Origin of the sequence: Mesorhizobium zhangyense, assembly GCF_011045115.1 — a bacterium.
Lineage (GTDB): Bacteria > Pseudomonadota > Alphaproteobacteria > Rhizobiales > Rhizobiaceae > Mesorhizobium_M > Mesorhizobium_M zhangyense.
Genome location: NZ_JAAKZG010000033.1, coordinates 1 through 12787, shown reverse-complemented (window position 1 = coordinate 12787; position 12787 = coordinate 1). Strand labels below are relative to the sequence as shown.

The window sequence follows — 12787 nt, the reverse complement described above, 5'->3', positions numbered from 1 at the left end:
CCACCCTCCCCTCAAGGGGGAGGGGAGCGCCGAGCCTCAATCTCACGCTGCCTTTTCCTTCGCCTTGCGCGGCAGATGGGCGACGACGTTCTCGATCATGCGCATGCCGGCGTTCTGGCCGAGCGTCATGATCGATTCTGGATGGAACTGCACGGCGGCGACCGGTTCACGCTTGTGCTCGAAAGCCATGATGACGCCATCCTCGGTCTCGGCGGTGACGATGAAATCGTCCGGCAGGCGCACCGGATCGGCAAAGATCGAGTGGTAGCGGCCGACGGTGACTTCCTTGGGCAGGCCGGAGAAGATGACGCCGGGCTTCGAGACGCGGATGCGCGAGGGCTTGCCGTGCATCGGGATATGGAGCTGGCGAAGCTCGCCGCCATAGGCCTCGGCCAACGCCTGCAAGCCGAGACACACGCCGAAAATCGGCAGGTCGCGGGCGCGCGCCTTCTTGATGGTGGCGGCGCAGTCGAAATCCTTCGGCGTGCCGGGGCCGGGCGAAAGCACGACGAGGTCGGGCTTCAGCTCGTCGAACAGCTCTTCCGGCACGGGCGAGCGCACGGTCGAAACCTCCGCGCCGGTCTGGCGGAAATAGTTGGCCAGGGTGTGGACGAAGGAGTCCTCGTGATCGACGAGCAGGATTTTCACGCCATCGCCGACGCGGGCGGACTGTTGTTCGGTGGCGGTGGCATTGCCGGCCTTGGCGTCGCGAATGGCGGAGAGCATGGCTGATGCTTTCAGTTCGGTTTCGGCTTCTTCGTCTTCCGGAACGGAATCGAACAGCAGTGTAGCACCGGCGCGAACCTCCGCGATCCCGTCCTTTATGCGAATGGTGCGCAAGGTCAGGCCGGTGTTGAGGTCACCGTTGAAGTGAACCATGCCGATCGCCCCGCCATACCAGGCGCGGGGGCTCTTTTCATGCTTTTCGATGAAGCGCATGGCCCACAGTTTCGGCGCGCCGGTGACGGTGACGGCCCAGGCATGCGACAGGAAGGCGTCGAAGGCGTCCATGCCTTCGCGCAGGCGGCCCTCGATGTGGTCGACGGTGTGGATCAGGCGCGAATACATCTCGATCTGGCGACGCCCGATGACGCGCACCGAGCCGGGCTCGCAGACGCGGCTCTTGTCGTTGCGGTCGACATCCGAGCACATGGTCAGCTCGGATTCGTCCTTCTTGGAGTTGAGCAGCTTCAGGATCTGCTCCGAGTCCGAGATGGCATCGTCGCCGCGCTTGATGGTGCCGGAGATCGGGCAGGTCTCGACGCGGCGGCCGTTCACCCGCACGAACATTTCGGGCGAAGCGCCGATGAGATATTCGCCTTCGCCGAGATTGATGAAGAAGGAATAGGGCGATGGGTTGATCTTCTTCAGGCGCCGCGAAATCTCCGAGGGCGCGGTTTCGCAGCGCTCGTAGAACATCTGGCCGGGCACGACCTCGAACAGGTCGCCGCGCTGGAAGCTTTCCTTGGCCTTGTCGACGATTTTTGCATATTCGCCCGGCTCGTGGTCGCCGCGCGGCGGTATGCGGTCGGACGGCTTGAATTCTTGCGCCGCGTTATCGCGGGGCAGGCCTTCGGTCGAAAACCCGTCGCCGGAATAGTCGTAGCGGTCGTGCCAGGCCAGCGCCTGGTGATGGTCGACGACGAGGATCTCGTCGGGAAGGTAAAGCACCAGATCGCGCTGGCTTTCGGCGCGCTTCAGCGTGTGCTCGACCGGATCGAACTGGAAGGCGAGGTCGTAGCCGAAAGCGCCGTAGAGGCCGAGATTGGCGTCGTGGTCGGTCTTGAAAAGGGCCGTGATGGCGCGCAGCACGGTGAAGACCGAAGGCACGCGGCTGCGCTCTTCCTCGGTGAAGACGCGGCCGGGTTGGGCGATGGTCAGGGCCAGCCGCTGCTTGGTGGTCTGGGTGAGGCTGACGTCTTTTTCGGCTAAAAGCGCGCGGGCGATGATGGGAAGCAGAACCTCGCCGCGCGCATTGAGCGCTTCGATGCGCATTGCGCGGTTACGGGCGCTGATCACCACCGGCGGGTCGATGATAGCGGTGTCCCAGCGAGTGTAGCGGCCGGGATATTCATAGTTGGACGAAAAGACCGCGCCGCGCCGCGTGTTCAGCCCGTCGATATAGGTCTCGATCGCGCCGGCATAGGCGGTGTCATGGCGGCTTCGCGTGATGGTCACGCCGCCGCTGGTCACGAAGCGTTCGGCACCGTCCTCAAGAGTTTCGATCGTCATTTCCCGTCTCCATTTTCGCCGTCAGGCAGAACCGGAAAAACCCTTGAAAAAACAAATGGCCGCCCGGACTTTCCGTTGCGGCCACCAAGATTTCACGCGCACGCGCTCACGAGGCCGCTGTCAGCAGGCCCACCACCAAGACGTCGTGTTCGAAAACGTGTTCATGATTTTTCCTTAGCGGCGAATGAGAAATCGCGCAACTGGATTCGAGGGAATGTTTCGATCAGCTTGTGCTACCGACCGGCTCGACATAATCGAGTTCGGCGGGGCGCCGGTCGATCCAGAACGAAAACAGCGCGACGGCGAGCGCGAGCAACGTTGTTGCCGCGCCGACGAAGGGCAGGTGCTGGTAGGCGACGCCGAGCGAGATCGCCACGCTGCCGATCCAGGCGCCGGCGGCGTTGCCCATGTTGAACGCGCCCTGGTTCAGCGTCGCGGCGAGGTTCGGCGCCTCGGAGGCCGTCTCGACGACTCGCATCTGCATGGGCGGCACGATGACGAAGGTGAGCACGCCCCAGACGAAGACCGTGGCGATCATGACCATCGGCAGGCTGCTGATTTCGGCCAGGAAGAGGAACATTGCGACAAGCAGCACCAGCGTGCCAAGCACGGTCGGCATCAGCTTCCAGTCGGCAAGCTTGCCGCCGACGATGTTGCCGACGGTCATGCCCGCGCCGAACAGCAGCAGCACCCAGGTGACCGCGCTGACGGAAATGCCGGAGACGTCGGTGAGGATCGGCTTGATGTAGGTGAAGACGGAAAACAGGCTGGCCGAGGCGAGCGCGGAGATGATCATCGCGAGCCAGACCTGCAGCTTGCCGAGAACCTTGACCTCGCTGGCGATGCCGCCGGAGCTGGGCGGTGCTACGCCTGCCGGCACCAGCCAGGCAATCGCCGCGACCGAAATGATGCCGATCGCTACCACGGCATAGAAGGTCGAACGCCAGCCGAAGGCTTCGCCAAGTGCCGTGCCGGCCGGAACGCCGAGGATGTTGGCTAGCGTCAGGCCGGCAAACATCAGCGCCATGGCGCTGGCGCGCTGATTTTTCGGCACCAGGCTGGCAGCCACCACCGAACCGATGCCGAAGAACGCGCCATGGCCGAAGGCGGTGACGACGCGCGCCACCATCAGCGTCCAGTAGTTCGGAGCGAGGGCGCAGAACAGATTGCCAACGACGAACAGCGAGGCAAGCCCGATCAGTACCGCCTTGCGCGGTAGCCGTGCCGTGCCGATGGCGATGATCGGCGCGCCGAAGACGACGCCGAGCGCATAGCCGGTAACCAGCAGGCCGGCGGCCGGGATCGACACACCGAGATCGGCTGCGACTTCCGGCAGCAGGCCCATGATGACGAATTCGGTGGTGCCGATGCAGAAGGATGCAATGGCGAGCGCAAGGATGGGCAATGGCATGGGATGCTCGGCAAATAAAACGATTGAAATGCGATGTTGAACGATTGGCGGGTACGGACAAGTGTTTATGCTGCAATGCAGCAATGCATTTCAGGCAGGGATGAGATCGGTTCTATGCAATTGTTTAGCGATAGGAATATGACAGAGTGGACAGGGCTCTAAGCCACGGCGCGGGAACCGCTGGCAAAGGGGCTGAGGCCAAGCCATTGCTGCATCGCCTTTGCCACGGCGGGATCGCCGTCGAGGCTCATGCGGCCTTCATCGATTTCCCGGCGCACGCGCGACAGGCCCATCCAGATGGAGGTCATGCTGCGGAGCGAACTCGTCACCAGGAGATCGATTTCGAAACCGGGATCGAAAGCGCATAGATCGACGACGCTGCTGTCTACGACCAGCCACCAGTTCTGTTTGTTTTCGGTAAGCTCGGGGTACAGAAACTGTATCGTGCAGCGCTTTTTAGGCAGCGGCTCGGGATTGAGATTGCGCCGCATGTCCCACATCAGCAGCGACGGATCGAGATTTCTCAGCGACAGCTGCGATTCCACCCAGCGCTGGCCCCAGAAGCCGATGCCGAAGACTATCGGCTCCAGATCGCGGCCGGCCTGCGAAAGGTGATACTCAACCGCGCCGCCCGTGCCGCGAACCGTCTCGATGATATGGGCGCGCTCCAGTTCCTTGAGACGCTTGGACAAAAGCGCGGGTGACATGCGCGGCACGCCGCGGCGAAGGTCGTTGAAACGGGTGGTGCCGGCCAGCAATTCGCGGATGACCAGCACGGTCCAGCGCGAGCACAATATCTCCGCCGCCATCGATACCGGGCAGAACTGGCCGTATCCGTGAGGGTCCATGTGAAACCGGCGTTTGAGATTGTTCTTATATAATAGCGCAGAAATACCGACGGAAACAGACAACAGAAATGGGTAGTACAGTTCGTGAACTGGATCACAGCGCAAATCGGGGCGATCCTCCATACGTGTTGAAATTGGAGGATGTAAACGTGAGTACTTATTCTAATCTTGCGCTGGCAGAAGATGACAAGAAACCCGTTATGGTTGAAGACATTGTCGATATCGTGCGGCGCCTGTCTCCCAAGTTTGCCGCAAGCGCGACCGGCGCTGACGAACAGGATCGCTTCGTCGCCGAGAACTACCGCCTGCTGAAGGAAGCCGGCCTAGTCGAAGCAGGCGTGCCTGCAGAGCTTGGCGGGCGCGGTGCTGAGATCGCCGCACTTTGCGACATGATCCGCGAGATCGCGCATTCCTGCGGCTCGACCGCGCTGGCCTTTTCGATGCACACGCATCAGGTGGCCATCTCGGCCTGGCGCTGGCGGCACCAGAAGGTGGCGGTGGTCGAGGGCCTGCTCAAGCGTGTCGCCACCGAGCGGCTGATCCTGCTTTCGAGCGGCGGGTCGGACTGGCTTGGAGGTTCCGGCAAAGCGGTCAAGGTTGACGGCGGCTACAGGATCTCGGCGCGCAAGGTGTTCACCTCGGGTGCTGCGGCCGGCGATATCCTGATGACCGGTGCGATCCTCGAGGCCGAAGACGGCTCGAAGTCGGTGCTCCATTTTGGCGTGCCGATGAAGGCGCCGGAGGTGAAGGTGGTGGAGACCTGGCGCGCGATGGGCATGCGCGGAACCGGCTCGAACGACGTCGTGATAGACGATTTGTTCATTGCCGATGCCGGCGTTTCCTTCTCGCGCAAGGCTGCCGAATGGCACCCGGTGTTCCAGATCATCGCGACGATCGCGTTCCCGCTGATCTATTCGGCCTATCTCGGCGTAGCGGAGAGTGCGCGCGAGATCGCGATCAACCTTGCCAAGAAAAAGGAACCGAACGCCTATGCGACTGACCTCGCCGGCAAGATGGACACGGCCCTGCGTTCAGCGCAGCTTGCCCATCGCTGGATGGTGAACATCGTCGAACGCAACGCTCCGTCGGCCGAAAGCGTCAACGAGGTGATGATCGGGCGTTCATTGGTCGCCGAGAATGCGATCAAAACCGTCGAACTGGCGCTCGAACTGGCGGGCGGTGCGGGTTTCTATCGGGTGAACGGGCTGGAGCAGCGTTTTCGCGATGTGCAAGGCGCGCGCTTCCATCCGCTTCAGCGCGGGCCGCAGGCGCATTATGCCGGGGCCATGGCGCTGGGACTGCCGGTCGCGACCGTGTTCTGATCGTTTTTGAAGAAGGCGCCCCATGTTTGGAGCGCCTTCATTCCTATCGCAAGACTAGCCGCGATTGAGGAACTTCTTGTAAATCCAGCCTTGCTGGCCTTCGTAGGCGATCTTGCACCAGCCTTTGCAGGTGATGATGTCTACGGTGGCCCGGGCCGGGATGGTCCGCAGGACCTTGGATTCGTCGGCGGGACCAGCGCGCATATTGACGGCGGTGGTGATGCGGCCCTTGCCTATCGCGGCGGCCGGTTGAGGCTTGGCAGTGTCGGCAGGCGGGGTCTCGGTGGCAGCTGCGGCCTGCACGGCCGCGGGCTTGTTCGCCGGGATTGCCGCGGTCTTTTCCTCATCGGCGAAGGCGGTGGCCTCGGGCTGCGAGGGCCCGGCATCCTTGGCCGCAGTCGCCGGCTGGTTTTGGTCCGGCGAAGGGCTTGCCTGTTCGGCGTCCGTGCGGGCCCAACGTTCGCTGTCGGTCTCCAGCGCGTTTACCGAGGCCTGAGGCTGCTGCGCGGTTGCTGCCGGCGCCGGAGGTGCTGCCATGGCCGCCTGCTGCGCGGTTTCATTTTGCGGCACGACCGCCGGTGGAACCGGCTGGGCCGCAATTTCGGTTTTCAGCGTCTCGGCTGCTGCCGGCTCTGCGGTAGAGTGGGCAAGCGGGTCGTAAAGCAGGGTCATGCCGGCAATCAGGCCGCCGACCACGACCACGCCGGCGGCAGGCAGCGCCAATGCGCGCGGCGAGACGCTGCCTAGCCAGCCGAGCCGGGCTGCCAGGGCCTGATAGACGCGATCCAGCTTCTCAAATCTGGTCGGCGTGTCGTCGACCGGATCGTCCGCGATCTTGCAATCCCAATCGTAATGCCGGTGCGACGCTTCCTCGACGGGATCATATGCCGGCATCTCTGCCGCAGGTTCGGTCTGGGTGTAGGGGGAAGCGCCAGGGGCAGCGCTGTCCTGATTGGCCGGTGCCGGTTGGGCAGGCGCGTTGTGCGGCACATCGGCGGAGGGCCGGGTGCGGTCATTGGCGGGTGCCGGGAACGGGCGCTGCCACAAGGGCGATGCCGGTACGGTTTCCTGCCGGGGTGAAGGGGATGAAGCCGGCAGGCTGCGCCAAAGTTCGTCTTCAAGGGTGCCCGCATCCTGCGGGCCATTGATCTCTGCGAGTCGAGAGGCTTTCAAGGGGCTACTCCACGCATTTCAAACGCGAAAAACCGGACAGCCAAGCGCTTCGCTTGCTCGTCATGCGATATGATTTCTGCCTGGCGAGCCAAATCGCGCATCGGATAGTCCGGTAAGCCCCCGCGGCCACGCGGTCAGCACAATCATCTCTGATTGTGGCGCTGCTATGCCTAGATTAGGATTTTTGAGCGAAAAATCTACAGCCGGCGCATCTTTTTTGCCGGAAAATAGCTCGTTTGGGCGAGTTGCGCGCCACCTGAAACCAAAAACACCGCACGGTTGCCCGTGCGGTGTTTTCATTTTCAACCGGGTTGTGACCCGTCGTATCAGTTCTTTTTCGGCAGGGCGTAGGCGACGATGTAGTCGCCACGATCCGGCGACTGGCGTGCGCCGCCGGCCGAGATGATGACGAACTGACGCCCGGTTTCGGGCGAGGTGTAGGTCATCGGCGTGGCCTGCGCGCCGACCGGCAGGCGGCCCTTCCACAGTTCCTCGCCGGTCGTCACGTCGATGGCGCGCAGATAGTAGTCCTGCGTGCCGGCATAGAAGACGAGGCCGCCTGAAGTCGTCATCGGGCCGCCGAGCGAAGGCATGCCGATCGGGATCTGCAGGCCGGTCTTCATGCCGAGCGGGCCGGTATCCTCGAGCGTGCCGGCAGGCACCTGCCAGACGAGCTGGCGCGACTTCAGGTCAATGGCGCTGATGGTGCCATAGGGCGGCTGGTGGCAGGGCACGCCGAGTGGCGACATGAAGCCGTTCTTCAACGCGCCATAGGGCGTGCCGAGCTGTGTGCCGAGGCCGTCATGGGCAGCCGACGGGCCGTAATTGTCGGCCTGTTCGCGCGGCAGAAGCGTGACGAACTGCGGCATGCGGATGTCGTTGACGATCAGCAGGCCGTTGGCTTCGTCGACCGAGGCGCTGCCCCAGTTCATGCCGCCGTAATAGCCCGGATAGATCAGGCTATAGTCGGTCCTCGGCGGCGTGAATTCGCCATCGTAGCGCATCTTCTTGAAGGCGATGCGGCAGTAGAGCTGGTCGAAGGGCGTTGCGCCCCACATGCGTGCCTCGGTGAACGGCTCGGTGCCGATCGAAGGCATGCCGGTGGAGTAGGGCTGGGTCGCTGACGTCCAGTCGCCTTCCATCGCGCCCTGCGGGACGGGCTTTTCCTCGACCTCGGCGATCGGCTTGCCGTCGCGGCGGTCGAGCATGAAGATCTGGCCACGCTTGGTGACCTGGATCAAGGCAGGGGCGGTGCCGCCCTTGCCATCCGGAACGTCATAGAGGGCAGGCTGCGAAGGCACGTCATAGTCCCAGATGTCGTGATGGACGGTCTGGAACTTCCAGCGTTCGCGGCCGGTGGCGATGTCGAGGGCAACGACGGAGGAGGAGTATTCCTCCGCTTCCTTCGAGCGGTGGCCGCCCCAGAAGTCGGGCGTGGCATTGCCGGTCGGCAGATAGACGAGGCCGAGCGCGTCGTCATAGGCCGGCGTCGACCAGACGTTGGGCGTGCCGCGGGTGTAGCTTTCGCCTTCCGGCGGCAGCTTGGTGATGGCGGGGTTGCCGAGATCCCAGGCCCAGACCAGTTCGCCGGTCTTGGCGCTGAAGGCGCGGACGGCGCCGGAAGGCTCGCCGGTCTCGACATTGTCCCATACCCAGCCGCCGATCAGGATCAGGTCACGCATGACGGTGGGGGCAGAGGTCTGGAAGTAGAAGCCGGGCTTGATCTCGCCCATGCCCTGCTTGAGATCGACCGTGCCGTTAGTGCCGAAATCGGCGCAAGGTTCGCCGGTCTTGGCGTCGAGTTCGATCAGGCGCGCATCGATGGTGGTCATGACGATGCGGGCGGTACAGGCAGCCGTTGCCGGTGCGGCAGGAGCCGCAGGCTGGGCGGTAGCAGCACCGTCCGCAGGAGCAGCAGGCGCGGCCTCAGCCGGCGTTGCAACCGGCTCGTAATAGCTGACGCCACGGCAGCGCTGCCACAGCGGCGCCTTGGCCTGCGGGTCGAACTTCCACTTCACTTCGCCCGTATCCGGGTTCAGCGCGTTGACGATGTTGGTGGGCGAGCAGGTGTAGAGCGTGTCGCCGACGAAGAGCGGCGTGTTCTGGTCCTGCGCGGAGCCTGCAGGCGTGTCGCCGGAGCGGAACGTCCAGGCGACTTCGAGGCCGCTGACATTGTCCTTGTTGATCTGGTCGAAGGGTGCGTAGCGCGTGCCGGCCGGGGTGCGGCCGTAATGGCGCCAGTCACCGGCGCTTGCTGCGGCTGCGGGAACCACAGGCTTCTCGACCTTGGCGAAGGTGTTGCGGGTCACTTCATGCGGCTGGAAGGCGTAGATGCCGGTGGCAATCAGCGCCAGCACCAGCAGGCCGGCGACCGCGAAGGGACCGCGCTTTCTGGTCGAATACGGAAACGCCGGCAGAAGCAGCAGCGCCAGGACGGCGAGCACGGTCGGCGCGACGAGGCGCGGGATGAGCGGCCAGAAGGCAAGGCCGGTCTCCCACAGCGCCCAGGCGATGGTGGCGAGGAAGATCAGTGCGTAGAGCCAGAAGCCTGTCTTGTGGCGCAGGGCATAGAGAATGCCGGAAAGGATGATGCCGAGGCCGGCAAGCGCGTAATACCACGAGCCGCCAAGGAAGATGAGCTGGGCGCCGCCATAGACCAGCGGCAGGCCGACGATCACAAGGATGACGCCGAATAGCACCAGCAGCCAGGAGCCGCCGGGTCTGGATGAAGTTTGTTCTGCCATGTTGCCTTACTCGCAAAGTTGAACCGGATGCGGGACCGTGCGGTTGATTTGGGATCGGCCCGGACCATCGTATCGACGGTTCGAAACCGGCCTCGCCAACCTTCCGGGTAGGCAACGGAGCGTCGCCTGCGAGAGAGAATCTGATCGCATCCTAATAGATAATATGTTATCTTTTACGGGATGTCCAAGCAAGGTTCGAACCGAGCCAAATTCGGAATGCACATACTGGCCGTTGCCCGGCTGTGGCGGCGCGCGGCCGATCAGGCGCTGGACGATTGTGGGCTTTCGCACGCCACCGCCATGCCCTTGCTGACGCTGTCGCGGCTGGGCGACAATCTCCGCCAGGGCGTCATTGCCGACCAGCTCGGTCTGGAAGGACCGTCGCTGGTGCGCGTGGTCGACCTGCTGCTGGCCGAGGGGCTGGTGACGCGGGCCGAAGACCGCGCCGACCGCCGCGCGAAAATCCTGACGCTGACGGAGACGGGCCGGGCGCGCGTGGAAAAGATCGAGAAAATCCTTGCGCGGCTGCGCGCCGAACTTCTGGCCGATGTCGGCGATGATGAGCTTGACGCTATGGTCGGCGTGCTGACGCGGCTGGAAGAAAAACTGCTCGCACGGGAAGCCGAATCCGACGCATGATCCCTGGCCGGAATGGTCTTGATGAGGAATGCGATGGGTGCCAGCAAACGCGAGAAAATGGCGGCGGGCGAGTGGTATGTGTGCATCGATCCCGAACTCGATGCGCTGAGAACCGCAGCGCAGGAGGCGGTATTCGAGCACAATTCGCTGCCGCCAAGGCAGCGCGGCAATATCGGCCCGGCGCTGCGGCAGCTGTTTGCGGCAGTGGGCGAAAACGCCCGCGTCGAAGCGCCGTTCTATTGCCCCTATGGCTTCAACATTTCGCTCGGCGATGGTGTGTTCATCAATGCCGGCTCGGTCATTCTCGATACCGCGCCGGTGCGCATCGGCGCCGGCACGCTGCTTGGGCCAGCGGTGCAGATTTATTGCGCGGAGCATCACAAGGATGCCGGGAAGCGTCGGGCCGGGCTGGAGATCGCGCGGGCGGTCACGATCGGCGAGGGCGTGTGGATCGGCGGCGGCGCGATCATTCTTGGCGGCGTGACGATCGGCGATGAAGCGATTGTCGGTGCGGGTGCCGTGGTGACGAAGGATGTGCCGGCGGGTGTTACGGTCGTCGGCAATCCGGCGCGGGTGGTGCGCGGCTGAGGCAGCGTCAGGCCATCGCCTCGAAGCGCTTCGAGAATTCCCGGCGATATTGGGCGGGCGAGGTTTTCAGCCTCGCGGCGAAATGCTGGCGCAGGGATGTGGCGCTGCCGAAGCCGGCCTCGAAGGCGATTGCGTCGATGGATTTCTCCGTCGATTCCAGAAGACGCTGCGCCAGCGTCACGCGCTGGTCGGTCAGCCAGTCGCCGAAGCTGGTGCCGAGCGTTTTCTGAAACCTGCGGGTGAAGGTCCGGCGGGTGAGACCGGCGTCGTCGGCAACGCGGTCCAGGCTGTGGGCCTCGTCGAGGCTAGAGCGTACGCCATCCAGCGCCTGCATGAAGCGATCGGTCGCCGGTGCCTTGGCCACCGGTTTTTCGATGAATTGCGCCTGGCCGCCCTGACGGTGCGGCGAAAGCACGATGCGCCGGGCAAGCCGAAGTGCCGCTTCCGCGCCATAGCGGGCGCGCATGATGTGCAGGCAGCAGTCCAGTCCGGCAGCCACGCCCGCCGAGGTCACGACATCACCATTGTCGACATAGAGCACTTCCGGGTCGACAGTGATGTCCGGATGGAGCGTGGCAAGCTGGTCGGCATAGGCCCAGTGCGTCGTCGCGCGCTTGCCCGACAAAAGCCCTGCCGCCGCCACCGCGAAGGTGCCGAGGCAGAGGCCGACAATGAGCGCGCCGCGCGCATGGGCAGCGCGCAGGGCGTCGATGAACGGCTGAGGTACAGGGTCGTCCAGGTTTTTCCAGCTCGGCACGATGACGATATCGGCCCCGTCGAGCCCTTCCAGCCCGTGCGGGGCGAGAAGGGTCAGGCCGGCGCCGGTGTTAATCGGGCCGGGTTCGATGGCGCAGACGCGGAAGTCGAAGCGAGGCAGGTCGAACTCGGTCCGGTCCTCGCCGAAGACCAGACAAGGCACGGAAAGATGGAACGGGCTGATGTCGTCGAAGGCAATCGTGGCGACGACGGGCGGGTTGTTGGCGGCTGTCATGCTTGTCTGTCCGTGAAAGCATGGATTGTCCCAATTCTTTCGAATGTTGTCAATCGGGCCAATTTTGGTTTGAGGCCGCTGTGGTAATGTCGGTCATCCCTTACGCAACCGAAAGGAAGAGGCCATGTCCACCACACCGCGCCGCGCACTGATCGTCGTCGACGTGCAGAACGAGTATGATCGCGGCGGCAATCTTGCCATCCAGCACCCGCCGTTCCAGGAAACGGTGCTCAATGTCGCCAAGGCCATCGACGCGGCCACGGAGGCCGGCGTCAAGATCGTCGTCGTCAAGCAACTTGCGCCGGAAACCTCGCCGGTCTTTGCCGCGGGAAGCCATGGCGGCGAACTGCATCCCGAAGTCGCGAAGCGGCCGCGCGATCATTATGTGGAGAAGAAACTGCCCAGCGCCTTCACAGACAGTGATCTCGAGGAATGGCTGCGCGCCAATGCCATCGATACGATCACGGTGATCGGCTACATGACGCATAATTGCGACCTGTCGACCATCATCCATGCCCTGCATATGGGCTTTGCGGTCGAGTTCCTGAGCGATGCAAGCGGCTCGCTGCCGTATGCCAACAGCGCCGGCTATGCCTCGGCGGAGGAAATCCATCGCGTCATGACGGTCGTCCTGCAGTCGCGTTTCGCCGCCGTGCTGAAGACCGACGAATGGGTCGGCCATCTCAAGGCGGGCACATTGCCGGAACGGGACAACATCCCGGCGTCGTATCAGCGGGCGCTGTCGAAGCAGGCGGCGTAGGGCGGTCGATCATGGGGGAGATCGCGGCATAGCGCTGGAGCGATCTGATCACTCCGATCTGCTTTGCGTCCTGTAGTTC

10 protein-coding genes are annotated in these 12787 nt (G+C 63.6%); 4 read left to right on the top strand and 6 right to left on the bottom strand.

Going from position 1 to position 12787, the window contains the following annotated elements:
• Window positions 1–42 precede the first annotated feature (42 nt).
• The 3 genes from G6N74_RS30000 to G6N74_RS29990 form a co-directional block, all read right to left on the bottom strand.
• Window positions 43–2232 (bottom strand): anthranilate synthase, encoded by a 2190-nt coding sequence (locus tag G6N74_RS30000; RefSeq protein WP_165121658.1) that lies wholly within the window; start codon window positions 2230–2232, stop codon window positions 43–45.
• Window positions 2233–2455: 223 nt separating this feature from the next.
• Entirely contained in the window at window positions 2456–3643 is a 1188-nt protein-coding gene (locus tag G6N74_RS29995; protein ID WP_165121657.1) for an MFS transporter, read from the bottom strand.
• 158 nt (window positions 3644–3801) lie between these two features.
• Window positions 3802–4491, bottom strand: coding sequence for a winged helix-turn-helix transcriptional regulator (locus G6N74_RS29990; RefSeq protein WP_165121656.1), 690 nt, complete (start codon window positions 4489–4491; stop codon window positions 3802–3804).
• Window positions 4492–4691: 200 nt separating this feature from the next.
• Here G6N74_RS29990 and G6N74_RS29985 point away from each other — a divergent pair, with 200 nt between their 5' ends.
• Window positions 4692–5813 (top strand): acyl-CoA dehydrogenase family protein, encoded by a 1122-nt coding sequence (locus G6N74_RS29985; protein ID WP_165121659.1) that lies wholly within the window; start codon window positions 4692–4694, stop codon window positions 5811–5813.
• A 54-nt stretch (window positions 5814–5867) separates the two neighbouring features.
• Here the strand turns inward: G6N74_RS29985 and G6N74_RS29980 are convergent, their stop codons facing one another.
• Complete coding sequence (locus G6N74_RS29980) at window positions 5868–6986, bottom strand: SH3 domain-containing protein (RefSeq protein WP_165121655.1); 1119 nt, start codon at window positions 6984–6986, stop codon at window positions 5868–5870.
• A gap of 326 nt (window positions 6987–7312) precedes the next feature.
• Complete coding sequence (locus tag G6N74_RS29975; protein ID WP_165121654.1) at window positions 7313–9730, bottom strand: membrane-bound PQQ-dependent dehydrogenase, glucose/quinate/shikimate family; 2418 nt, start codon at window positions 9728–9730, stop codon at window positions 7313–7315.
• Between the two features lie 216 nt (window positions 9731–9946).
• Here G6N74_RS29975 and G6N74_RS29970 point away from each other — a divergent pair, with 216 nt between their 5' ends.
• Both G6N74_RS29970 and G6N74_RS29965 read left to right on the top strand, forming a co-directional pair.
• A complete protein-coding gene (locus tag G6N74_RS29970) occupies window positions 9947–10369 on the top strand; it encodes a MarR family winged helix-turn-helix transcriptional regulator (protein WP_246246073.1) in 423 nt (140 codons plus the stop codon).
• Window positions 10370–10402: 33 nt separating this feature from the next.
• A complete protein-coding gene (locus G6N74_RS29965; RefSeq protein WP_165121652.1) occupies window positions 10403–10957 on the top strand; it encodes a sugar O-acetyltransferase in 555 nt (184 codons plus the stop codon).
• A gap of 7 nt (window positions 10958–10964) precedes the next feature.
• Here the strand turns inward: G6N74_RS29965 and G6N74_RS29960 are convergent, their stop codons facing one another.
• Window positions 10965–11948, bottom strand: a complete 984-nt coding sequence (locus tag G6N74_RS29960) for a helix-turn-helix domain-containing protein (RefSeq protein WP_165121651.1) — start codon at window positions 11946–11948, stop codon at window positions 10965–10967.
• Window positions 11949–12072: 124 nt separating this feature from the next.
• Between G6N74_RS29960 and G6N74_RS29955 the strand changes: the two genes are divergently transcribed.
• A complete protein-coding gene (locus G6N74_RS29955; protein ID WP_165121650.1) occupies window positions 12073–12708 on the top strand; it encodes a cysteine hydrolase family protein in 636 nt (211 codons plus the stop codon).
• The last annotated feature ends 79 nt before the right edge of the window (window positions 12709–12787 follow it).